Source organism: Halogeometricum pallidum JCM 14848 (assembly GCF_000337095.1).
Lineage (GTDB): Archaea > Halobacteriota > Halobacteria > Halobacteriales > Haloferacaceae > Halogeometricum > Halogeometricum pallidum.
In genome coordinates, this window is sequence record NZ_AOIV01000042.1 from 124,101 (window position 1) to 145,045 (window position 20,945).

General features: G+C 67.3%; 26 protein-coding genes, 1 tRNA gene and 1 other RNA gene. 15 read left to right on the forward strand and 13 right to left on the reverse strand.

From position 1 onward, the window contains the following. Positions 1-10 precede the first annotated feature (10 nt). The gene (locus C474_RS18645; protein ID WP_008389599.1) at positions 11-484 is read right to left on the reverse strand and encodes a DUF5793 family protein; all 474 of its coding nucleotides are present in this window, start codon (positions 482-484) and stop codon (positions 11-13) included. Positions 485-630: 146 nt separating this feature from the next. Between C474_RS18645 and C474_RS18650 the strand changes: the two genes are divergently transcribed. The 8 genes from C474_RS18650 to C474_RS18685 all read left to right on the forward strand — a co-directional run bounded on the left by C474_RS18650 (position 631) and on the right by C474_RS18685 (position 9,581). Beyond that, positions 631-1,134, forward strand: coding sequence for a DUF7549 family protein (locus tag C474_RS18650; RefSeq protein ID WP_008389600.1), 504 nt, complete (start codon positions 631-633; stop codon positions 1,132-1,134). A gap of 113 nt (positions 1,135-1,247) precedes the next feature. Then, positions 1,248-3,005: a type II/IV secretion system ATPase subunit gene (locus C474_RS18655; RefSeq protein ID WP_008389601.1), complete on the forward strand. Its 1,758-nt coding sequence runs from the start codon at positions 1,248-1,250 to the stop codon at positions 3,003-3,005. Position 3,006: 1 nt separating this feature from the next. Then, complete coding sequence (locus C474_RS18660) at positions 3,007-5,181, forward strand: type II secretion system F family protein (protein WP_008389602.1); 2,175 nt, start codon at positions 3,007-3,009, stop codon at positions 5,179-5,181. Between the two features lie 62 nt (positions 5,182-5,243). After that, on the forward strand, positions 5,244-5,954 hold the full coding sequence (locus tag C474_RS18665; RefSeq protein ID WP_008389603.1) for a class I SAM-dependent methyltransferase: 711 nt from the start codon (positions 5,244-5,246) through the stop codon (positions 5,952-5,954). A gap of 106 nt (positions 5,955-6,060) precedes the next feature. Then, positions 6,061-7,122 (forward strand): NAD(P)/FAD-dependent oxidoreductase, encoded by a 1,062-nt coding sequence (locus C474_RS18670; RefSeq protein WP_008389604.1) that lies wholly within the window; start codon positions 6,061-6,063, stop codon positions 7,120-7,122. Positions 7,123-7,172: 50 nt separating this feature from the next. Further along, positions 7,173-8,681, forward strand: coding sequence for an HTTM domain-containing protein (locus tag C474_RS18675; RefSeq protein WP_008389605.1), 1,509 nt, complete (start codon positions 7,173-7,175; stop codon positions 8,679-8,681). Positions 8,682-8,861: 180 nt separating this feature from the next. Continuing rightward, a tRNA-Gly gene (locus tag C474_RS18680) sits at positions 8,862-8,932 on the forward strand. A 289-nt stretch (positions 8,933-9,221) separates the two neighbouring features. Next, a complete protein-coding gene (locus C474_RS18685; protein ID WP_152421714.1) occupies positions 9,222-9,581 on the forward strand; it encodes a hypothetical protein in 360 nt (119 codons plus the stop codon). On the opposite strand, the gene C474_RS18690 is transcribed toward C474_RS18685, so the two are convergent. Together C474_RS18690 and C474_RS18695 are read right to left on the reverse strand one after the other, a co-directional pair. Continuing rightward, entirely contained in the window at positions 9,574-9,786 is a 213-nt protein-coding gene (locus C474_RS18690) for a hypothetical protein (RefSeq protein ID WP_008389607.1), read from the reverse strand. The two genes, C474_RS18685 and C474_RS18690, sit on opposite strands and share 8 nt — an antisense overlap. A 137-nt stretch (positions 9,787-9,923) precedes the next feature. Beyond that, the gene (locus tag C474_RS18695; protein ID WP_008389609.1) at positions 9,924-10,247 is read right to left on the reverse strand and encodes a hypothetical protein; all 324 of its coding nucleotides are present in this window, start codon (positions 10,245-10,247) and stop codon (positions 9,924-9,926) included. Positions 10,248-10,370: 123 nt separating this feature from the next. Here C474_RS18695 and C474_RS22735 point away from each other — a divergent pair, with 123 nt between their 5' ends. From C474_RS22735 to C474_RS18710, 4 genes are all read left to right on the forward strand, one after another. Next, entirely contained in the window at positions 10,371-10,541 is a 171-nt protein-coding gene (locus C474_RS22735) for a hypothetical protein (RefSeq protein WP_169330573.1), read from the forward strand. A 158-nt stretch (positions 10,542-10,699) separates the two neighbouring features. Further along, complete coding sequence (locus C474_RS18700; protein WP_008389613.1) at positions 10,700-11,461, forward strand: SDR family oxidoreductase; 762 nt, start codon at positions 10,700-10,702, stop codon at positions 11,459-11,461. A gap of 109 nt (positions 11,462-11,570) precedes the next feature. Then, positions 11,571-12,395 carry a YhjD/YihY/BrkB family envelope integrity protein gene (locus tag C474_RS18705; RefSeq protein WP_008389614.1) on the forward strand — a complete coding sequence of 275 codons (825 nt, stop codon included), beginning with the start codon at positions 11,571-11,573 and terminating at the stop codon, positions 12,393-12,395. Between the two features lie 144 nt (positions 12,396-12,539). Next, the gene (locus tag C474_RS18710; protein ID WP_152421715.1) at positions 12,540-13,328 is read left to right on the forward strand and encodes a helix-turn-helix transcriptional regulator; all 789 of its coding nucleotides are present in this window, start codon (positions 12,540-12,542) and stop codon (positions 13,326-13,328) included. Between the two features lie 308 nt (positions 13,329-13,636). On the opposite strand, the gene gvpM is transcribed toward C474_RS18710, so the two are convergent. The 7 genes from gvpM to C474_RS18745 are packed head-to-tail and all read right to left on the reverse strand — an operon-like array spanning position 13,637 to position 17,380. Continuing rightward, positions 13,637-13,885: a gas vesicle protein GvpM gene (gene gvpM / locus C474_RS18715; RefSeq protein ID WP_008389618.1), complete on the reverse strand. Its 249-nt coding sequence runs from the start codon at positions 13,883-13,885 to the stop codon at positions 13,637-13,639. Further along, positions 13,863-14,786 (reverse strand): gas vesicle protein GvpL, encoded by a 924-nt coding sequence (gene gvpL, locus C474_RS18720; RefSeq protein WP_008389620.1) that lies wholly within the window; start codon positions 14,784-14,786, stop codon positions 13,863-13,865. Before gvpL ends, gvpM begins: the two co-directional genes overlap by 23 nt. Further along, entirely contained in the window at positions 14,773-15,126 is a 354-nt protein-coding gene (locus C474_RS18725; RefSeq protein WP_008389623.1) for a gas vesicle protein K, read from the reverse strand. Before C474_RS18725 ends, gvpL begins: the two co-directional genes overlap by 14 nt. Then, positions 15,123-15,632, reverse strand: a complete 510-nt coding sequence (gene gvpJ, locus C474_RS23640; protein WP_008389624.1) for a gas vesicle protein GvpJ — start codon at positions 15,630-15,632, stop codon at positions 15,123-15,125. Before gvpJ ends, C474_RS18725 begins: the two co-directional genes overlap by 4 nt. After that, the gene (locus C474_RS18735) at positions 15,625-16,506 is read right to left on the reverse strand and encodes a hypothetical protein (RefSeq protein WP_008389626.1); all 882 of its coding nucleotides are present in this window, start codon (positions 16,504-16,506) and stop codon (positions 15,625-15,627) included. Before C474_RS18735 ends, gvpJ begins: the two co-directional genes overlap by 8 nt. After that, positions 16,503-16,754 (reverse strand): gas vesicle protein GvpG, encoded by a 252-nt coding sequence (gene gvpG, locus C474_RS18740; RefSeq protein ID WP_008389628.1) that lies wholly within the window; start codon positions 16,752-16,754, stop codon positions 16,503-16,505. The genes C474_RS18735 and gvpG overlap by 4 nt, the downstream gene beginning before the upstream one ends. Before the next feature lie 2 nt (positions 16,755-16,756). Further along, on the reverse strand, positions 16,757-17,380 hold the full coding sequence (locus C474_RS18745) for a GvpL/GvpF family gas vesicle protein (RefSeq protein WP_008389630.1): 624 nt from the start codon (positions 17,378-17,380) through the stop codon (positions 16,757-16,759). A 155-nt stretch (positions 17,381-17,535) separates the two neighbouring features. Here C474_RS18745 and gvpA point away from each other — a divergent pair, with 155 nt between their 5' ends. From gvpA to C474_RS18760, 3 genes are all read left to right on the forward strand, one after another. Continuing rightward, a complete protein-coding gene (gene gvpA, locus C474_RS18750; protein WP_049917180.1) occupies positions 17,536-17,811 on the forward strand; it encodes a gas vesicle protein GvpA in 276 nt (91 codons plus the stop codon). A 13-nt stretch (positions 17,812-17,824) separates the two neighbouring features. After that, positions 17,825-18,433 (forward strand): gas vesicle protein GvpO, halophile-type, encoded by a 609-nt coding sequence (gene gvpO / locus C474_RS18755; RefSeq protein ID WP_008389634.1) that lies wholly within the window; start codon positions 17,825-17,827, stop codon positions 18,431-18,433. 87 nt (positions 18,434-18,520) lie between these two features. Beyond that, the gene (locus C474_RS18760; RefSeq protein ID WP_008389636.1) at positions 18,521-18,787 is read left to right on the forward strand and encodes a twin-arginine translocase TatA/TatE family subunit; all 267 of its coding nucleotides are present in this window, start codon (positions 18,521-18,523) and stop codon (positions 18,785-18,787) included. A 103-nt stretch (positions 18,788-18,890) separates the two neighbouring features. Here the strand turns inward: C474_RS18760 and C474_RS18765 are convergent, their stop codons facing one another. The 3 genes from C474_RS18765 to C474_RS22425 form a co-directional block, all read right to left on the reverse strand. Further along, complete coding sequence (locus C474_RS18765; RefSeq protein ID WP_008389637.1) at positions 18,891-20,186, reverse strand: MFS transporter; 1,296 nt, start codon at positions 20,184-20,186, stop codon at positions 18,891-18,893. Positions 20,187-20,351: 165 nt separating this feature from the next. Then, positions 20,352-20,662: signal recognition particle sRNA (gene ffs, locus C474_RS21800), an RNA gene on the reverse strand. 98 nt (positions 20,663-20,760) lie between these two features. Further along, positions 20,761-20,945: DUF7548 family protein (locus C474_RS22425; protein WP_449404857.1), on the reverse strand; the 185-nt coding region annotated here is incomplete at its 5' end.

Below are 20,945 nucleotides of genomic sequence, written 5' to 3' on the forward strand. Positions count from 1 at the left end.
CCGCACGGGTTCAGAGTTCGACGCCCGAGGGGATGAGACTGTGCCCGCGAAGCAGGTTCCCCTCGGAGTCGTACACGAGAAACGTCCGCTTCTCGTAGATGACCGTCTCGCCGCCGTCCGTTCGTATTTCGACCCGATACTGTCCGTCCTCCCCGTCGGCGGATTTACCGTACTCTCGCGCCGCGCGGATGAATCGGAGCACGTCGTCCGCGTCCTCGTTCAGTTCGAGGACGAAGTCACCGGTGATGCGGTTCGTGACGCTCACCACGCCCGATGCGCCGGGGTCGTCGACGTCGCCCTGCAGACGGAACGCCACGTCCGTCTCGGCGTCGTCGAGGAGTTCCCCGTCGGGGTCGGTGAGTCGGTCCGTGAGCGTCTCCTCCGGACCGTGAAAGTCGATACGGACTAACGGTTTCTCGGGGGATCCGCCCGTCTCGACCCAGTCAATTTGTTTAACGTCCAACTCGAAGTAGTCGCGCCTCATTCCGTACCTCGATTTTGGGCGCCACGGTGTATGAACGTAACGCCCCAACACACTTCGTGCGACTGAGACGCTGTGCGGGGAATCCGCCGACGGGCGGCGGGAACCGGAGTCGGTAGCTTTTACCGGATCGCTCGCACCCATCCGCCATGGTCTGGGTCCGCTCGGAGTACGCGGGACCGCTCTCCGTCGTCCTGACGTGGCTGTCGGCGCTGCTGCCGTGGAACGTAACGTACTCCCCCGACGTCTCCGGGGGGTCGGTGCTGTTCGTCCGGTTCCCCTTCTTCCAGATTCGATACGCCTTCGGCGTCCCGTTCGCCGACGCGGTGGCCGTCTCCGACCCCCTCTCCGCCGTCGCCTTCCAGGTCGGCAACTCCATCCGACTCGCCTACGAGGTGTGGGTCGTCGGCGCGACGGTGCTGGCCGTCGCCGTCGCCGCCTCCGTCGCCTACTACGCCCGCGAGGAGGCGTTCGAGTCCGGTCCCGTCGACCCGGTCCGCCTCCTGGGCGCACTCCTCGGACTCGGCGGCGTCGTCCTCGCCGTCGCCACCTACCTCCTCGTCACCCGCGGGTTCCCCGGCGTCCCCCTCCCCGTCGGCGTCGTCTTCTACCTCGCGTTCGCGGGAGTGCTCCTGACGGTCGACCGGACCTGAACGTCCCGCGCGACACCGACGGGTGTGAAATTCACCCATTATGTTAAGTCGCTTCGAGCGCAAGTGTCGGTGACGTATCGGACGTGGACGCAATGTCAGAGAGGGACTTAGACATGGGGGAGACGGGGGAACAGACGGACGCCGCATCGGCGGAGTACGGCGGTCCGGCGCGCGATACCGGCGCGACGGCGTCCGAAGAGCCGGCGGATTCGACCCCGCCGGAACGGTCCGGATTCGCGGCCGCCTTCGCGGACGTGCGGCGCCGACTCGTGCGCGCCGCCGAGGTGCTCCGCGGGTCGAACATCGACGTGCGACCGTACCGACCCGCGGACGGCGAACTCGCCTCGTTCGAGGTGCCGGACGGCGAGGACGTCGTCGACCGCTACTGGGTGAACGCGCCGTACGCCTACGTCGTTCTCACCTACGACGACGAGGCGAGCACGCACCGCTACTACGCGGTCGAACCGGACCTGGACGACTTCCAGGGGGAGGTGCTCGAACGCGTCCGCGAGGACATCCGCGACCCCCTGTTGTACGGGTCGGAGACGGCCGCCGACGAGGCGACGGTCCGCCGCGAACTGCGGGCGTTGCTCGAACAGTACGGCCTCGACGTCGACATGGCGACGTTCCATACCCTGTCGTACTACCTGCTCCGGGATTTCCGCGGCTACGGACGCATCGACCCGCTGATGGCCGACCCGCACATCGAGGACATCTCCTGCGACGGCTACGACCTGCCGATATTCGCCTACCACGACGAGTACACCGACATCGAGACGAACGTCTCCTTCGGAAAGGCCGAACTCGACGGGTTCGTCGTCCGCCTCGCCCAGCGGTCGGGACGGCACGTCAGCGTCGGCGACCCCGTCGTCGGGGCGACGCTGCCGGACGGGTCGCGCGCGGAACTCGCCCTCGGAGAGGAGGTGACGCCGCACGGGTCGGCGTTCACCATCCGGATGTACGCCGACGACCCGTTCACGCCCGTCGACCTCGTGCGGTTCGGCACGTTCTCCGTCGAGCAGATGGCCTATCTGTGGCTCTGCATCGAGCACAACAAGAGCCTCATCTTCGCCGGCGGGACGGCCTCCGGGAAGACGACGGCGATGAACGCGGTGTCGATGTTCATCCCGCCGCGCTCGAAGGTGCTGACCATCGAGGACACCCGCGAACTCTCCCTGCACCACGACAACTGGCTCTCCTCGGTGACGCGCAGTCGGGCGCACGAGGGGTCGGACATCGACATGTACGACCTGCTGCGGTCGGCGCTTCGGCACCGCCCCGAGTTCATCATCGTCGGGGAGGTGCGCGGCGAGGAGGCCGTGACGCTGTTCCAGGCGATGAACACCGGTCACACGACGTTCTCGACGATGCACGCCGACAGTATCGAGACGGTCATCAACCGACTGGAGAACGAACCCATCAACGTCCCGCGCGCGATGGTCCAGTCGCTCGACCTGCTGTGCGTCCAGACGCTCACCCGGTCGGACGGCGAACGGGTCAGACGCTCCCGCGCCATCGGGGAGATAGGCGGCATCGACCAGCGAACCGGCGAACTCGACTACTCGCGGGCGTTCTCCTGGGAGGCCGAGACGGACACGTTCGCCCAGCGCAACTCCGCGCTGCTCACGGAGATTCAGAACGACCGCGGCTGGAACCGCGCCCGCCTTCGCCGGGAGGTGGCCCGCCGGGAGCGGTTCCTCCGCCTCCTCGTCGAGACGGACACCGACGACTACCGGCGGTTCACCGCCTTGGTCAACGAGTACTACGCCGACCCCGAGCGCGCGATGTCGCGGCTCGAATCGGAGGTCGGCGGCCGCGGGAAGGCCGGCGACGCGGACGATCTGGCCGTCGCGGGAGGCGAGAACGAGTAGTATGGCCGTCGGTTACCTTCCGCTCGTCCTCGCGGTGCTGTTCTGCCTCCCGGCGGCGCTCTCGCCGGTGAGCCCCCGCGCGGACCTGCTTCTCACCCGCCTCTCGCTTCCCCTGTTCGGGCGGTACGTGACGCGGGAGAGTCCGCGGCGCAGGCGGCAGGAGGAGTCGCTCCGCGCGGCGTTCGTCGGCACGAGCCACCGCGCCTACGCCTCGAAGACGCTCCTGATGGCCGGCGTGGCGGGCGTCTCGGGGAGCGTCTTCGGCGTCTACCTCGCAGCCCTCGTTGTCCAAACGTTCGCCGTCTCCGCGTCGACGCTCCGCGCGGCGGTCCCCGGTCCGCTGTCGTTCCTGGCGTCGCTCGCGTCGGTTCCGGACCTCTCCGCGATGCATCTGTTCCTGCTGCTTCTCACCTCCAGCGCCACCGTCGGGGCGGCGATGGCGTTCGGGACGTACCTCGCGCGCTGGCAGTATCTCTCCCAACGGGCGCGGGCCCGCCGCATCGAGATAGACGCGACGCTCCCGCAGACCATCGCGTTCGTCTACGCGCTCTCCCGGTCGGGAATGCCGTTCCAGACGGTGCTGACGACGCTGACGGAGAACCAGAGCGTGTACGGCCAGGCGGCGCGGGAGTTCGGCGTCGCCGTCCGAGACGCCCAGACGTTCGGAACGGACCTGCCGACGGCGCTCCAGCGGATGGCCGAGCGGACGCCGAGCCAGCGGCTCGACGACTTCTCGCAGAACCTCACGAGCGTGCTCGCCAGCGGGCAGAGCCTCTCGGTGTTCCTCCGCGAGCAGTACGACCGGTTTCAAGAGGAGTCCGAGGCCCAACAGGAGCAGTACCTCGAACTCTTGGCCACGTTCGCCGAGGCGTACGTCACCGTCCTCGTGGCGGGGCCGCTCTTTTTCATCACCATCCTCGTCGTCATCGGCCTCGTCATGCAGGACACGCTCCCGCTCATCCGCATCGTCAGCTACGTCGCGATACCGCTGGCCAGCGCCGGGTTCGTCGTCTACGTCGACAGCGTCACCGAGTCGCTCCGCGGACCGGGCGGGGCGGACGGCACCGACGGCGAGACGGCCGACGACGCGGCCGCCGGGTCGGACGCCGTTCCCGGACGGGGGACGAACGGAACGACCCCGGCGACGGTCACCGACGGCGGCGCCGACGTCGTCGCCGGCGACCGGTGGCGGGCCAACCGCGAGCGGCTGGCGGTGTACGACCGCGTCTCGTCGGTGACGCGACTGCTCGCGCGGCCGGCGCAGACGATGCTCGACGCGCCGCTCTACACGCTGTTCGTCACCGTCCCCGTCGGTCTGCTCTGGGTCGCCCTCACGCTCGACGCGGGCGCCGCCGTCGAAGCGCTCCGCGCGGCCGTCGCGCCGGGCGCCGAGGGGACGTGGTCGGCGTTCGCCGCCGTCGTCGACGGGTCGATAGTCGAACTGGCTATCCTCTCGATGGCCGGCGTGACGGTCGCCTACGAGGTCCGCAAGCGCCGGCTGAAGGCGATAGAGCGGGAGATGCCCGACTTCCTCGACCGGATGGCCAGCGTCAACGAGGCGGGAGTCACCATCGTGAAGAGCCTCGAACGCCTCGCGAACAGCGACCTCGGTCCGCTCACCGAGGAACTCCGGCGCACGCGGCGCGACGTGCAGTGGGGCGCCTCCGTCCGCGAGGCGCTCCAGGGCTTCGACCGGCGGACGCGCGCGCCGACGGTGTCCCGCGCGGTGACGCTCATCACGAACGCCGTCGCCGCCAGCGGCGAGGTGGCGCCGGTGCTTCGCATCGCCGCCAACGAGGCGCAGGACAGCCGTCGCCTCCGCCGCGAACGCCGACAGGAGATGCTGACCTACCTCGTCGTCATCTACATCTCGTTTTTCGTCTTCCTCGGTATCGTCGTCACCCTGACGCTCGCGTTCATCCCGGCCATCGAGTCGGCGAGCCAGTCGGCGGCGATAGGCGGCGGGGAGGTGCAGGGTGTCTCGACGGGCGTGTTCTCGGGCCTCAGCACGGTGAACACCGGCGCGTACGAACTGCTGTTCTTCCACGCGGCGTCGATTCAGGCCGTCTGCTCGGGCCTCATCGCCGGCCAACTCGGCGAGGGGCGCGTGTTCGACGGGCTGAAGCACGCCGTCGTCCTCCTCTCGCTGTCGTACGCGCTGTTTCTCTTCCTCTGAGTCGGTCCCACCCGCCGGCTCCGAGTCGGGGCGGCTTTGTACGCCGCTCGCCTCCCTCGATTATGGGCCGAGACGACGGGTCGCGCGGGGGAGGCGGCGAGGAGTCCCCCGCGGACGCCGAGATGCCGCACGAGACGTACGACCGCATCGCGGAACACTTCTCCTCGACGCGCGAGTATCCGTGGCCGGAGGTGCGGGCGTTCCTCGACGACCACGCGGCCGAGGCGGCCGCGACGGTCGAATCGGCGGCGGAGACGACTCGAGGACTGGACCTCGGATGCGGCAACGGCCGGCACGCCGAGGCGATGGCCGAGTTCGCGGAGCGCGTGGTCGCCCTCGACGCGAGTCGCGGCCTCCTCGAAGAAGCGCGCAAACGGGCCGCAGAGCGTGGATTCGCGGCCGACTTGGTGCAGGGCGACGCCTCCTCGCTCCCCCTGGCCGACGACACCGTCTCCGTGGCCGTCTACGTGGCGACGCTGCACCACCTCCGCCCGCGCGAGGCGCGCGTGACCAGCCTCTCGGAACTCGCGCGCGTCCTCGCGTCGGGCGGGCGAGCGCTCGTCAGCGCGTGGTCGGTCGAACACGACCGGTTCCGTCGGGAAAGCGGGTTCGACACGACGGTGGACTGGACGCTGCCCGGCGGCGAACGCGTCCCCCGCTACTACCACATCTACGACGCCGAGGAGTTCGCGGCCGATTTGGAGGCGTCCGACCTGTCGGTAGTCGACTCGTTCGTCTCCAGCGGCAACTGCTACGCCGTCGTCGAGTCCTGAGCGCCGGCACCGGCGGACTCCGCCCCGTGCTACCGCGCGACGGGTGGCCACCACTGTCGCACGCGTGCTTTGCGTTTAAGAAGGTTCGGCGGTAATCGGGGAACACATGACCGATATCGACGACGCGGAGGAGTACGAAGTCGCGGTGGTCGGCGGCGGTCCGGCGGGCCTGCAGGCGGCGCTGTACACGGCCCGACTGGGCCACGACACCGTCGTCGTGGACCGCGGCGGCGGCCGCGCCGCGATGATGCTCGACACGCACAACGTCGTCGGCGTCACCGAAGACGTCTCAGGCAACGAGTTCCTCGGGACGGGGCGCGAGCAGATTCAGTCGTACGGCGCGGACATCCACCAGGGGTTCGTCTCGGAGGCGACGCGACTGGACGACGGCCGATTTCGCCTCGTCGCCGACGACACCGCGTTCGTCGCGGACCGCGTCGTCCTCGGCATGGGGTTCAACGACGAGCGACCCGACCCGCCGGTGCCGCGCACGGGCAAGGGCCTGCACTACTGTCTGCACTGCGACGCGTACATGTTCATCGACCGACCGGTGTTCGTGATGGGCGCGGGCGAGTCGGCGGCCCACGTCGCAATGATCATGCTCAACTTCACCGACGAGGTCGACCTCCTCCTGCGCGGCGAGGACCCGCAGTGGAGCGATGAGACCGACGAGCAACTGCGCGCACACCCCGTCGACGTCGTCGAGGAGGAAATCGCCTCGATGACGAAATCGGACAACGGCTGGCTGGAGTCGTTCGAGTTCGAAGATGGAGTCGTCAGACAGTACCGCGGCGGCTTCCCGATGTACGGGTCGAAGTACAACACCGACCTCGCCGAGCAACTCGGCTGCGAGATAAACGACGACGGCACGGTTCCCGTCGACGACGACGGCGAGACGAGCGCCGAGGGCGTCTACGCCGTCGGCGACCTCACGCCCGGCCACAACCAGGTCCCCGTCGCGATGGGGAAGGGCGCGCAGGCCGGCCTCGCCATCCACTACGAACTGCGCGAGTTCCCCCGGAGCCTCGACGAAATCCGGGAGGGCGGCGACGTCTCGCCCGACGAGGTGCCCGGTCTGGGCGACCGAATCCACGCCGCGGCCGACGAGTACGAAGAGGCGCGCGCGCCGCCCATCGAACCCGATGCTGAACCCGCGGCCGACGACTAGACGGTCGGACCGAACGATTCAAACGCGCGAGTCGTCGTGATACTCTCCTGATGAGCGAGACGGACCGTCCCCCGTCCGAACGACCCCTCCCCGCGCGACTGGCCGATGCGCTCGGTGCCCGGTTCGGCGTCGACGCCCGAGCGCTGGCCGCGCTCCGGATTTCGCTGGGTCTGCTGCTGCTCGCGGACCTCCTGCTCCGCGCCCGCCACCTCCGCGCGTTCTATACGGACGCCGGGATGGCGCCCCGCGGAGTGCTGGCCGAGCAGTATCCGGCGCTGCGCTACTCGCTACACGCCCTCTCCGGGGCGGCGTGGTTCCAAGCGCTGCTGTTCCTCCTCGCCGGTCTCCTCGCGGTGTCGTTGCTCGCGGGCTACCGGACGCGGACGACGACGGTACTCTCTTTCGTTCTCCTCGTCTCGCTGCACCTTCGCAACCCCGCCGTGCTGAACGGCGGCGACGCGCTCCTCCGGCGACTGCTCCTGTGGAGCGCGCTCCTTCCGCTCGGCGGGCGCTGGTCGCTCGACGCGCGGCGCCGGGACGGTTCCTCTCGGCGACGGCTGGCGAGTCTCGCGTCCGCCGGACTGCTGTCGCAGGTCGTCCTCGTCTATGCGGTCAACGCGGCGCTCAAGCACCGGGGGGACCTCTGGCTTCGCGGCGACGCGGTCCGCTACGTGTTCAGCCTCCAGCGGTTCTCCCTCCGCCTCGGCGACGTTCTGACGGGGGTTCCGTCGCTGCTCCGCGCGTTCGATTGGTTCTGGCTCGGCCTGATCTCGGTCGCTCCGCTGTTGGTGCTCTCGCGGGGTCGCCTCCGGACGGCGCTGGCACTGACGTTCGCGTCGGCGCACCTCGGGATGCTCGCGACCCTGCGGCTCGGCCTCTTTCCGCTCGTTTCCGTCGCGGCGCTCGTCCCCTTTCTTCCGTCGCCGGTGTGGGACCGGGTCGAAGCCCGGATTCCCGCGTCGCTCGAACGCTCGGCGGCGCGGGTCGGAGGGCGGATTCCCTCCGCCGGGGTCGGGGTCCGCCGACCGACGCCGACCGTTCGTCGGTCGCTCTCGGCGGCCCGCCGCATGGGCCGTCGCGTCGTCCCCGCGGCGGCCGCGGCGCTCCTGACGCTCGCACTCGTCTGGAACGCCGTCGCCCTCGGTGCGGTACCGCCGCCGGAGGAGGACCCCGCGGGAGTGGACCTCACGCGGAGTCCGTGGACCATGTTCGCGCCGACGCCGGCCACGGTGGACGGTTGGTACGTCGCCCCCGGCGAACTCGAATCCGGCGAGCGGATAGACGCCTATTACCGGTCGGCACCGCTCGCGGGCGAGCGACCGGAGACGCGGGCGATGTTCCCGAGCGTACGCTGGCGGAAGTACCTCGTCGAACTGCGCTACTCGGGCGATACGGCGCGCCAGCGGACGTTCGCAGCGTACCTGTGCGAGCGCTGGAACCGAGCGCACGAGGACGACCTGACGAGCCTCACGGTGTCGTACGTCGAACAGCCGACCCGACTCGACGGTCCGGAGCCGACCCGCCGGGTCGAACTCCTGCGCCACGAGTGTCGCGGGTGAGGCGACGACGAGAGTCCGGCGTGGGTGCGTTCCCCACCCGCGACGGCGAAGGGTAACACCCTTATTCCGTGGTCGAAAAAGAACGAGTGAGCGTCGTTCGTTCCAGAAGCGAGCGCCGGTGTCGTCACCGAACGAAGTGAGGTGGCGGCCCGGCGCGCGAGCGAACAACGTGAGCGAAGCGCGCCGGTGGTCTAGTGGTAGGACCTGAGCCTTCCAAGCTCATGGCCCGGGTTCAAATCCCGGCCGGCGCATTTTCTCGAACACCGCGAGCGAGGAGCGTAGCGACGAGTGAGCCGTGAGAGAAAATGCGACTACAAAGGGATTTGAATAGAGAGCGTCGCGAGCGAAGCGAGCAGAGCGACCGCGGTTCAACAATCCCGGCCGGCGCACTCCCTCCGGTCCTCCGCCGTCCGACGTACCACTCGCGTTGCTCGTGGTGCTCCCGGTCGGCTCATATCCGAGAGTAGACGTGGTATTCATGCTAACTCGCCTCGTACCTCGGTCATGTCGAGACGATTTGGTCTATTCACGGGTGTCATCATGGCGTTGTTCCCCGCGAAATTCTTGGCGGTGATGCAGGATCTGGCCGTCGAAAACCCGGATGACTTTGTCGAGAGGCGCTGGCTCACTTCCTACGTTCGTATGGAGGGACTAGTTACAGTGCTAATCTGTCTGAAAGGTGAGAGGGCGTACTCTGCCTATATGAAATACCTCGGAATAGTGGGCGTCACCTTGCTTTTCTTTCCGAGACGATACGTCGAAGTCGGAAACAGGGTCGCATACGAGGGATCGTCCCCCTTCGAGTGGAAGACAGGCTATCTGTCCCGCCTACGGGTGTGTGGAGCGTTCTTCATCTTCCTATCGCTTCAGGCACTGAAGGGAGAAGACGACACTAGTTGACCACTCGCATCGAGGTGTCGCACGTCAGGACGCGACCCTGGTAGCAGTACCTCTGGAGCGTCTGTTTGCCCGTGCGCGCGTCCGTAGTTCGGGGGAGTATCGGGTCCCGCCCGTGGTCGTCGGTCACGTCCGATCCCCGGTCGTCGATGACCGTGACGAGGGCAGTCCAGATGGAGACGGGCCGCTGTCCTGTTCCCGCGCTCACCACCTTCGATAGCTCCGGGAGAGCGTCACGCAACCCACTAAAGCAACCGCGAGACCGATTGCCGCGAACGCGGCCAACGCCACGAGGCCGAAGGTCCTCGTGTACACCGCGGGCGACTCGACGGTGAGACTCCAGAATCACCGACCGAAACTCTGGAACTGGAACACTCCGAACAGCGTCAACACGACGCCGGAGAGGAGGTTCGCCACTCGCCCGGCGTCGCCCGACACTCGCCACTGAGCGACCAACCCGCCTCCCAACGAGGCGAGGACCACGGCGAAGAGCGCTCTGAACAGGAGAACCGGTGAGACGCCCATCCGGCACTGCTGTTCGACGAACTCGCCGTTGACCGACGTGCCGACGCACACCCCCGCCGGAATTACCATCACGACGGTCGGTCCGACGGTTCCGAACACCACGAGCGCCGTCGCGCCCGCCGTCTTCGCCGACGCCGAAACCATGATCAATGAGATCACCCCTCACGGACCAAAAATGTCCTCCTGAGTTCACTTTCCGTTCTCCTTCGTCGCTCTCGGCCCGCCCCGGCCACGAAGACTACGGTCCTCCCCGCCCTCTCTGCGACCATGGCTGGACTCATCCAACGAACCGCACAGGCTATCGACGACATGTGGCAGTCGGTATGGAGCGATTCGAGCACGGCGGAGAAAATCGTCATCGCCATCATCCTCATCGTCACCGGGTTGGCGATACCCGTCATCCCCATCGTCTGGCTGGCCCGAATCATCGCGCGGTAGTCCGCGCGGCCGAAAACTACACCCGTTTCTTCGACGCCGGCCGACGGCGCGCCGACTAAAACCACCGGTATCAGCGGGATAACCCGACACCGACAGTACCGGTCAGTGTGGCTCCGAGCGGACCCCTCTTTCACCTCACGTCCCTACGTCGGAGCACGATGGAAGCCATCACCGAGAATCTCGACGGGAAGGCGGCACTAATCACCGGCGCGTCTTCGGGCATCGGCGAGCGGACGGCGAAGGCGCTGGCCGAATCCGGCGCGAGCGTCGCGCTGGCCGCCCGACGCGAGGACGAACTCCACCAACTCGCCGACGAGATAGAATCCGACGGCGGCGAGACGCTCGTCGTCCCCACCGACGTGACCGACGAGGACGACGTCGCCGAGATGGTCGACCGAACCCACGAGGAGTTCGGGAGCATCGACGTGCTCGTCAACAACGCGGGCGTGATGCTGTTGGAGAACGTCGAGGACGCCGACACCGACAACTTCCGGCAGATGGTCGAGGTGAACCTGCTCGGCCTGATGGACGTCACCCACGAGGTGCTGCCCTACATGCAGAAGCAGGGCGAGGGCCACATCGTGAACATCTCCTCCGTCGCGGGGCGGAAGGCGATGGCCGGCGGGGCCGGCTACAACGCGACGAAGTTCGGCGTCAACGGCTTCACCGAGGCGCTCCGACAGGATGTCACCGGCGAGAACGACATCCGGACGACGCTCATCGAACCCGGCTTCGTCGACACCGAACTCGCAGAGCACATCCCGGACGACGAACAGCAGGAGCAGACCAAGGAGTTGCTCGAACAGATGGACGTGCTTCGACCCGAGGACATCGCGCGCTCCATCGCGTTCGCCGTCGGCCAGCCCACGCACGTCGACGTGAACGAGCTCCTGATCCGACCGACCGGACAGGAACTGTAGACGGCCCCACCGCCGACGGCGCTTCCGAACGCGTCGTCTCGGAACCGGAGGCCGGACAAGCGACGGAACGGCCGCGGCGTTCAAGCCCGCGGCCCCCGTGACGTGACGCGTGACCGGGAAGGACCGACTCCTCCGGGCGGTTCGCACGAACCGAGTCGTGGTCGCGCTTCGGACCGTCCGACTGGAGGTCAAACGGCAGAACGTGGCGCTCCTCGCCGGGAGCTTCGCCTACCACGCGCTCGTCTCGCTCCTCCCGCTCCTGTTCTTGCTGTTCGTCGTGACCGGATTTCTCTTGGACGAGCCGATGGCCGTCTTCGTCGTCGAGAGCGTCGAACGCTACCTGACGCCGGGACAGACCCTCCTCGTCGCGGACGTCGTCACCGACGACCAGAACCGCGTTCGCGCGTCGCTCCTGAGTGTCGTCGTCCTGCTGTGGAGCACGCTCAAGGTATTCAGGCAGCTCGACGCGGCGTTCTCCGCGGTGTACGGAACGACCGCCGACACCTCCGTCGGAGACCAGATTCGCGACGGGGCGGTGGCGCTGTTCGCCGTCGCGTTCGCGGTGCTCGTCTTCTACGGCGCGGAGATGGCGTACGACGGGTTCGGCGGCGTACCCCTCGTCGGCTACGCGCGGACGCTCTCCGTCTCTCTCGGCGCCGCCGTCGCCTTCCTGCCGCTCTACCGCCTCTTCCCGGACGTGGAGATGGGCGTCTTCGAGGCCGTTCCCGGCGCACTACTCGCGGGAGTCGGGTGGGCACTTCTCCAGCGCCTGTTCGTCGCCTACCTCTCGCTCACGGGCGAGTACCGAACGTACGGCGTGTTCGGCGGCTTCCTCCTGCTCGCACTGTGGCTCTACCTCGCCGGCCTCCTGCTCCTCGGCGGCGCCGTCGTCAACGCGGTGCTCGGCGGTCGAATCGGCTCGTCGGCCGAGTGACCTGCGCGCCGATTCGTGCCCGTCGCACTCTTCGCGCTCTCGCGCTCGTGCTCCGGAGCCGACCCGCCGTTCGGCGTCGCCGCCCCGCGGTCGTCGGACGACGAGGCGGACGTTAATATACCTGTAGTCTGCCAGTATACGTCGATGGTGTCCGAGTTCTCGACCGACGCGCTCGACGACGTGCGGTTCGTCTCGCAGTCGTCGGCGCGGGTCCGCCTCCTGTTGCGCTTGGTCGAGGGGGGTCCGATGAACAGATGCGAACTGCGCGACGGCGTCGACGCCTCGCGAACGACCGTCTCCCGGAACCTCGACGCCCTCGTCGACCGAGGGTGGATCGAGGAGAATGACGCTCTCTACCGCGTCACGCCGGGCGGCGAACTCCTCGCCGCCGGGTTGGAGTCGTTCCTCTCGACGGTCGAGACGGTCGACCGCCTTGACCCGTTCTTCGAGTGGTTCCCGACCGACGACGTCGACCTCCCCTCGGAGTGGTTGGCGGACGCCGACGTCTACCCGTCGACGCCTTCGGACCCGTACGCGCCGATAGACAGACACGTCGAACGCCTCGAAGTTGCGGCGGAGTTGCGCTGTCTCCTCCCGGCGACGGGAGTGCGGCCGATGCGCGCTATCGGTCGGGAACTGGACGGCTTCGACCACGAACTCGTCGTCTCGCCGTCGGTCGGCGAGACGATACGGAGTGAGCAAAAGTATCTCGACGTCATGGGTGAACTCCGGCAACGGGGACGCATCGACTTCTACGTCAGCGACCGGCCCGTCCCCCTCTACGTCGGTCTGTTCGAGAACGACGTGCAACTGGGCGTCGGCGACGGCGACGGGGTGCCGCGCGCGCTGGTCGAGACGGCGGACGAACGCGTCCGTCGGTGGGCCGAGGAGACGTACGATTCCTACCGGGCGGGCGCGGAGCCGTTGCGCTGAGCGAATCGATTCAGTGGGAGGTTCGTGCAGGTCCCGCACGGCGTGCACCCCGTGCACGACTCTCGCCGGATACACTAACGACGGTACGGCGACGACGGTCTCTCGGGGTGGGACCGGCCGGCGAAACCGTTCGGCCGACCGCACCGCCGACCGGGAGTTATCCACACGACTCTCGCCGACGGGGTTCGAGGGGTCTCGAAGTCGGTCCGGTGTCCCGGGTCGAAACGCGTTCGCACGACGGGCATCCGAAGCGTCCGAGTGGGGTGTCTCCGGAACCCGCTTCCGGCGGGCGTTCGGTCCCCGCCCCGTCAGCGTTCGGAGTCGAACCGCGCTTCGCGCTGACGCTGCTCTTCCCGTATCCGCTCGTCCCAGTCCTCGAACAGTCCGTACTCCGTCATCGTCGTCATCCCAGCGATGGCCGCGCGGAGTTTGATACCGATGAGCGGAATCTCGGCGACGGTGACGACCACGTCGGCGTCGAGGACGGCGCCGTCGCGCAGGAGCACGTCGACGAGGTCCACCACCGCGTCGTCGTCACTCGGCGGGGCCGGTTCCATCCCTCCTCTCCTCCGTTTGTTGTTCTACCTCCTCCGCGGGTTCGAGCGCATCCGGCGCGAACGTGTACGGCGGCCACGGCCCGGTGAATCGGACGGACGCCCCGTCCTCGTCGGCGACGGTGTCGAGGTACTCGCCCACGGCGTCGCACTCGCTCTCGTCGGCGAGGACGGCGAATCGGGCCGTCGGCCCCGTCGGTGCCTCCGTCAGCGGCGTCTGCGGCGCGTCGCCGAGTTCGCGCACGTCGTCGGTCCGGGATTCGAGTTCCGCGACGAGTTCCTCCGAGCGCCCCCGTCGCCTGCGGTCGATGAGCGTCGAGAGCCGCTTGTCGTACTGCTTCTGCACGAGGAACGCCGTCCCCTCGGAGGCGTCCGAGAGCTTCTCGCCCAGTTCCGCGAGTCGCTCGTCGTCGTCGCCGACCCGTTCGGCGAGGGCGTCGCGGTCCCACTCGACCTCCACGCGGTACTCCCACCGACCGGCCAGCGAATCGAGCGCCTCGGAGAGCGTCTCCTCGTTCGCGCTGAGCCACCCGCGAATCGTCTCGTCGCCGCCGCGGACGATGGTGTCGAAGCGGAACGGGACCGGCGTCCCGAACGCCTCGCCCACGTTCTCGACGGCGTCCTGGTGGTCGTACAGCCACTCGCGCACCTCGTCGGGGGCGTCCGACTCGTACGGTTCGGTGCGCTCGTGGACGACCGCCGAGAGCCGGTCGGTTGAGACCACGGAGAGCGACGCGCCGCCGACCCCGGTCGCGTCGAGTCGCGCCGCGGCGTCGTCGTCTCGGCGGACGACGCAGTAGAGGTAACGTCCGTCGGGGCCGTCGCTCGCTCTCTCCGTTTCGGCGCCGGACTCGGTGGAGTCTCCGGCATCGCCCGCGCCGGGCGGTCCGTCAGCGTCGCTCACGCGCCCCTCCTGCGTCCGGCGGTGCCGCGCCCGCGCCGTCGCTCCCGCGCCGTTCCTCCGTGCGGACTTGCTGGACGGCGTCGGCGACCAGCGAGTCCAAATCGCCGCGCAGTTGGTCGACCTGCTGGTCCATCTCCTGGTCCTCCTTCAGTTGTTCGAGGTCCTCCTCCAACTTGGCGAGGTGGCTCCCGAGACGCTCTATCTCCTCGTCGGTGAGGTTCCCCGACTCCATGCGTCGGATCGCCTCGCGTTCGAGGGAATCGACGAGTATCTCCACGACGGCGATGACGACGGCCGTCAGCCCGTTCGCGCCGTCCTCGTCGACTTCGATCGTCGTCATCCGTCTTCTCCCTCCCCGTCGTCCACCTCGTCGCCGTTGCCGTTCTCGGCGCTCGTTCCGTCCTGGTCGTCTCTCTCGTCCTCGGCCTTCCCCTCTCCGTCCGCCTCCGCTCCGCTCTCGCTCCCGTCGGCCGACTGCTCGCTCTCCTCTCGGCCTATCGTCGCGTTCATCACGTCGACGGACCGGTCCTCGCGGTCCTCGTCCTCGTCATCCCCCCCTTCCCCTTCTTCCAGTCCGGGGCGACCGGACGGCGACATCTTGGCCCGCCGCCGACGCTTGCTCGCCGCCTCGACGGCCTCCATGTCGGTCCCCGAGGGGAACTCCAGTCCGAACTCGGAGGCCGTCTCGAACGACGCCAGCGCCGCCCGGAGGCGGATGCCGAGCAGTTCCGTCTCCCCGACGGAGACGACGATGTCGGCGTTGAGCACGACTCCCTTGTCGAGGAGGAGTTCGACCACGTCCGCGAGGCTGTCGGAGTCGCGCCCCGGTTTGACCGGATCAGGCATCGTCGTCCTCCTCGACGAACTGGTCGAACCGCGACCCGTACACCCGCTTCCGGTTCGGCGCGTTGGAGTACTTCGACTCCGCCGGCACCGTCGAGTACTTCGTATCGGCGTCGGCGACGCCGTGCGAGGCGGCGAGCGTCGAGTACGCCGTCGGGTTCCGCGAATCGGGCTGACCGGTGCGTTCGACGCGCTCCCGGTTCTCCTCGCGGAGTCGCTCGATGCGGTCGTGCGTGGCAACGAGTCCCTCGCGGAACTCGTCGACGCTGTCGGAGAGCTTCGACTGTATCGCGGTCTGGTAGGCCTCGTCGGGCAGTTCGATGTTATCTCTATCGTCGTCGTCGCCCATCCCCACGGCGTCCTTGGCGTCCTCGGCGTCGACGTCCACGAGGCCGTCGTCGTTCTCGTCTTCGTCGTCGGCGAGGTCGTCGACGAACGGGAGGCTGTCGTCCTCGTCGGTTTCGTCGAGTTCTTCGAGAGCCTCCTCGAACTCGCGCTTGTTCCGCCAGACGTCGCGCACGTCCACGGAGTCCCAGAGTTTGCCGATGTCGATGACGGCGAGCAGTTTTCGGAGCCGAATCGCCTCGCTGGGGTCGCGGTTCGCTATCGCCTCGGACAGGTTCTCCTCGTCTATCATCTCGTCGATGTTCTCGGCGTCGATGGCCGCGGGGAGGTCCGTCAAATCCATCGAGTCGAGCAGTTCATCCGCCTCGTCGACGACGGTCTGCAGGTCGTTCAGAAGCTCCGCCACCTCCGCGTCCTCGCCCTCGTCGTCCATCGCGGCCTCGCTCAGTTCCAACGCTCTGATGACGAGCGAGGAGACGTCTATCTCGTCTTCCTCGCTCTCCGTCCTCTCCGCTCGCTCCTCGTCGCTCATCGCTGCACCACCACCTTGTCGCTGAGTCGCTCGCGGGCGCGTTCGGCCGCGTCCAACTCCGACTCCAACCGGGCGCGCTCGCGTTCGTACTCCGCTTCGTCGCGTTCGCCGATCTCGTAGAGCAGTTGGTTCTCCTTGATGTCGCTTTGGATGGACTCGGTGTCGTACATCTCCTGGACCGCGAGCGAGTGAAGCACGTCCACCACGTTCGTGATCGGCCACAGGAGGATGTCGTCGAGGAGGAACACGGTTACTGCGCCTCGATTTCGACGTCGACGAAGTTGTAGGGCGCCCACGGGCCCGTGTACTGTACCGTCGCGTCGGGGTAGTCGTCCTCGAGTTCGGAGACGGCCTCGCCGAACGCCTCCTGGGCGTCGCGGTCGAGAAGGTACGATCGGTTGAACAGGAGGCGCTCGGAGTAGAGGTCGTTCTCGGCCTCCTGGTCGCTGACGGCGACGAGTCGCTCCGAGATGTCGGCCGCAACGTCCTCGCGCGTCAGCGCGCCATCCTCGGAGCCGACGACCTTGACGCCGAGTTCGACCTTCCCGTCGACGTCCATCAGCGCCTTTCGGAAGGCGCGCCGACCCCCGCGCATGACGCTCTTGAGCGTCCGCGCGCTTTTGAACGCCATCCCGAATTGCATCGGGACGACGGTTCGGCCGTCGCCCTCCATCATCACCTCTCTGAGCACCTCGTCGTGCGCCCGCGTGTTCTCGTCCGTGCGCTCGACGTCGACGTCGTCGATGGGCGTCACCACCGCCGACAGCGTCCGGAACGTCACGGTCTGGACCGGGCTCTCCCCCTCGACGCCCTCGATGTCCAGTTCGAGGTCCTCGGCCTCGATAACGCCGTACGCGTACAGATGAGAACTCATAGCAGTGTTGGTGGAAGATTCGGCGGATGAACCCGTATAGCTTTTGGCTCGTACGCCGCCGAAACGAAGCGTGAAACTCTCGCCACGGAGACTTTCAGCCGTTATTTTCCCAGACGGCCGAATGATTAAATAAGGAGACGCGACTAGAATAGACGATGCCAGCAGATAGCCCGGATGCATCCAGTTTGGCCGACGTACTGGACCGAATCCTTGACAAGGGGATCGTTATCGACATATGGGCACGCGTGTCCGTCGTCGGTATCGAGATTCTGACCGTCGAGGCGCGTATCGTCGCCGCCTCGGTAGACACGTTCCTGACCTATGCGTCAGAGATGGCGAAAATAGAGAAAGCGAGTCAGGGGGACTTAGAGGAGCTCCAAGAGCTCGATATCCGCCGCGCGAACCCGCAGGCGGCCCCCGACGCGTCCTGAGGAGGCTTGACCCGTGCCCGATCAGTGTAGGGCCGTTACCGAGGGTGGCGAGCGATGTTCGCGCCCCGCGAAGGAGAACGGCTTCTGTCACCAGCACGGTCCCGAGAACGAGACCGTCGACGAGGCCGACGCGGCGGAGACGACCGACGCCGACGAAGACGACGAACGCGAGGACTCCAACGTGCCAGAAGACACCGACTCCGAAGAGGAGACTGAATCAGCCGACTCGACAGAGAGCGAAAGTGATAGCGACTCCCGGAACGAGTCCGAGTCGGAGGAGGAAGAAGAGACAGAGGAGACGGACGACGAGAAGTCACAGGACGAGACGCACTCCGACTCCGCGTCCGACTCCGAAGAACCCTCGAACATCGTCACCGTTCGAAACCGGGTCCGAGACCAGGTCCCCCAACTCATCGGCCGCGAGTTGGACGGCGTTACCAGTCTGATGCAGGGCGAGGAGGGCTGGGTCGCGACGGTCGAACTCATCGAGCGTCGGTCCGTCCCGGACACCCAGGACATCATCGGACAGTACGAGGTGTCGCTGACGGACGACGGCGTCATCCACGAATACCGACGCCTCGAAACGTACCGCCGCGCCGACGGCTCCGATTACGAGACCTGAGGCGGCGGACTTCCTCGGTTTCTTTCCCTCGTACCCGCCGGTCGAACGGGTGACAAGTTGATAACAGTCGGGCACGTACTCGGAGTGATGACACTCACATTCGTCCCGTTGTTCCCGGGTATCCCCGGCGGTCCCGAACTCCTCATCGTCCTCCTCATCGTCGTGCTCCTGTTCGGCGCGAACAAGCTCCCACAGCTAGCGCGTTCGTCTGGACAGGCGATGGGCGAGTTCAAGCGCGGCCGCGAGGAAATCGACCAAGAACTGCGCTCGATGAGCGAGCGGAGCTCCGAGGCGGACGACGCCGAGTCGACCCGCGACGTCGAAGAAGAGACGGACCGGACCTCGGCCGCCTGAGCCGGCTACTACCTTTTCTCGGCCATCTACGCCGTGAGCGACGGCGCTGGTCCGCGGTTGTCGAGGTAGACGCAGTCGTCGGCGGAGACGCGGGCGCTCGCGCTCAATCGCCCGTCACGGTACTCCGAGTCGTCGTGTCCGCCGTGCGGTAGTACGTCGCGAGGAAGACGCCCGTGGCGACGACGATGAACGCCGCCGCGGTGAGGAAGGCGGCCGTCGTCGACACGAAGTCTTTGATGCTGCCGACGAGCACCGGACCGGCGACCTGTCCGACCTTCCAGGAGAGAGAGCGCAGGGACATACTCGACGCCACGGAGTCGAACCGCTCGCCCTCCTCGACGAACAGCGCCATACTCGCCGGGAGGCGGATGCTGTCGGCGACGCCGAGGATGCCGTAGGCGACGAACAGCGCGAAGAACGCGCCGCCGAGCGCCTGCGACCGGCCGAAGGCGTGGAACTGGAACGGTTCGACGGCGCCCTCGAAGTAAAAGGAGAGGGGGATGAGCGCCGTCCCGAGACCGTACAGTATCGCGCCGGTGGCGACGAACAGGTGTCTCGAACCGAGCCGGTCCGTCAGGTCACCCATGTAGCCCTGCGAGAGCGTCTTCGTCAGTTTCCCGCCGGCGAGAATCCAGCCGATGGCGAACTCGTTGATACCGAACTCGACTTTGGCGACGATGGGGAGGAAGATGATGACGGCCATCTTGCCGACGCTGAACGCGAGTCGGAAGACGACCAGCGAACGAATCATCGGGCGGTCGAGGAGGGCGCGGAGCGTCTCCGTTCCCGTCGCCTCCTCGGGGTCCTTCCGACCGCCGGGGTTCTCGCGCAGGTAGGCCCAGACGAGGAGGAACGCGCCGACGGTGACGGCGCTGAGCACCGTGTAGACGACGTGCGTCTGGTAGGCGTAGAGGAGGTAGCCGCCGACCACGTCGCCGGCGAGACTGGAGAAGGCGGCGACCTGATTGTACGTGCCCAGCCACCGACCGCTGGCGTCGTCGGGGCTTATCTCGCCGACGATGGTCGACCCGGTTATCCAGAGGAGACTTGCCCCCAACCCCTGTACCATCCGCATGAGGATGACGTGGACGGAACTCTGGACGAAGGTGAACCCCACGAAGACGGCGACGTTGATGGCGAGGCCGGCGAGCAGGTAACGTTTGGCGTTGCCGGTGTCTATCTTGCGACCGAGCGGCAGAACGATGAGCAGTTGGACCACGGCGAAGGCGGTGCCGAACAACCCCTCGACGAAGCCGGTGGTCCCGAACTGCTCGGCGTAGAGGGCGAGAGCGATGAGGATGGTCGAGTACGCTTGACTGCGGGCGAACGCCGTCCCCGCCAGCGCCGCGAACTCTCGGTCCCGGAGGAGGCTCAAGGTGCCCCCCGCTTGCTCGCCCATCGGTGTTCGAACCAAACGGTCCGAGCGGGTTAAATCACAGCATCCAAGAAGCCCGTGCGGGGCACTCTCAGTGCCTGAGGCGCTCGAATGACCCCGAACGACCGTGAACGATGGGCGCGGAAAAGACGGATGGCAGCGTCGCTACGGAGTCGAATACGGTATGAATGGTGGACGACGGGGTTGCCCGGCGTTCCGGTGCGGGGAATCCCGGTTGCCTCCTCCACCCCGCGATTCGTCGAGCGACACACGTTCGGCGGTCCGCTGCTCGCTTCCGCGCCTGGCGGATTGCCACCGATTAACCGCGTGCAACCGACCCTGCGGCCGGCTTCCACGGTCCGCTGTCCCCGACGGACGAGGTTTCTACGTTGGCTCCCGGGGCCCGCACCGGTCTGACCGGACGCGCCCGAGTTCGGTCCCCGCTAAAGGCCGAAGTTACGGGTGAAGAGCAGGGCCTAGCTGCCCGACCTAGTCCATCTCGAAGTAAGGGCGCCGGTGCATAAGGGGCTTTCGACTTCCCACGCCGCAAAACCGGCGGACTGCGGGTCGGTGTCTGCTCCGGCGCCGACCGGCGCGTTCACGCGAGGGCGTCGCGGGCGTAGACGCCGGCGGCGACGGGAATCACCGCGCAGACGGCGGCGACGGCCCAGCGGTGGTTCTCTATCCAGGCGTACTCCGCGGGGAAACTGAACAGCAGCGTCCGGTCGACGGAGAGCGCCCACAGGCTGTCTCTTATACACATCTCTGATGGCGCGAGGGAGG

Excerpts from the sequence above, each read along its gene's own strand:
- C474_RS18725 (WP_008389623.1), bottom strand. The coding sequence starts at position 15,126 with ATGACGACGATCGAAGTCGACGAGGACGGCGCGAACGGGCTGACGGCC.
- C474_RS18665 (WP_008389603.1), top strand. The coding sequence starts at position 5,244 with ATGGGCCGAGACGACGGGTCGCGCGGGGGAGGCGGCGAGGAGTCCCCC.
- C474_RS18700 (WP_008389613.1), top strand. The coding sequence starts at position 10,700 with ATGGAAGCCATCACCGAGAATCTCGACGGGAAGGCGGCACTAATCACC.
- C474_RS18675 (WP_008389605.1), top strand. The coding sequence starts at position 7,173 with ATGAGCGAGACGGACCGTCCCCCGTCCGAACGACCCCTCCCCGCGCGA.
- gvpJ (WP_008389624.1), bottom strand. The coding sequence starts at position 15,632 with ATGCCTGATCCGGTCAAACCGGGGCGCGACTCCGACAGCCTCGCGGAC.
- C474_RS18660 (WP_008389602.1), top strand. The coding sequence starts at position 3,007 with ATGGCCGTCGGTTACCTTCCGCTCGTCCTCGCGGTGCTGTTCTGCCTC.
- C474_RS22735 (WP_169330573.1), top strand. The coding sequence starts at position 10,371 with ATGGCTGGACTCATCCAACGAACCGCACAGGCTATCGACGACATGTGG.
- C474_RS18645 (WP_008389599.1), bottom strand. The coding sequence starts at position 484 with ATGAGGCGCGACTACTTCGAGTTGGACGTTAAACAAATTGACTGGGTC.
- C474_RS18695 (WP_008389609.1), bottom strand. The coding sequence starts at position 10,247 with ATGGTTTCGGCGTCGGCGAAGACGGCGGGCGCGACGGCGCTCGTGGTG.
- gvpA (WP_049917180.1), top strand. The coding sequence starts at position 17,536 with ATGCCAGCAGATAGCCCGGATGCATCCAGTTTGGCCGACGTACTGGAC.
- C474_RS18650 (WP_008389600.1), top strand. The coding sequence starts at position 631 with ATGGTCTGGGTCCGCTCGGAGTACGCGGGACCGCTCTCCGTCGTCCTG.
- C474_RS18735 (WP_008389626.1), bottom strand. The coding sequence starts at position 16,506 with ATGAGCGACGAGGAGCGAGCGGAGAGGACGGAGAGCGAGGAAGACGAG.
- C474_RS18765 (WP_008389637.1), bottom strand. The coding sequence starts at position 20,186 with ATGGGCGAGCAAGCGGGGGGCACCTTGAGCCTCCTCCGGGACCGAGAG.
- C474_RS18745 (WP_008389630.1), bottom strand. The coding sequence starts at position 17,380 with ATGAGTTCTCATCTGTACGCGTACGGCGTTATCGAGGCCGAGGACCTC.
- C474_RS18670 (WP_008389604.1), top strand. The coding sequence starts at position 6,061 with ATGACCGATATCGACGACGCGGAGGAGTACGAAGTCGCGGTGGTCGGC.
- C474_RS18760 (WP_008389636.1), top strand. The coding sequence starts at position 18,521 with ATGACACTCACATTCGTCCCGTTGTTCCCGGGTATCCCCGGCGGTCCC.
- gvpM (WP_008389618.1), bottom strand. The coding sequence starts at position 13,885 with ATGGAACCGGCCCCGCCGAGTGACGACGACGCGGTGGTGGACCTCGTC.
- C474_RS18685 (WP_152421714.1), top strand. The coding sequence starts at position 9,222 with ATGGCGTTGTTCCCCGCGAAATTCTTGGCGGTGATGCAGGATCTGGCC.
- C474_RS18710 (WP_152421715.1), top strand. The coding sequence starts at position 12,540 with ATGGTGTCCGAGTTCTCGACCGACGCGCTCGACGACGTGCGGTTCGTC.
- C474_RS18655 (WP_008389601.1), top strand. The coding sequence starts at position 1,248 with ATGGGGGAGACGGGGGAACAGACGGACGCCGCATCGGCGGAGTACGGC.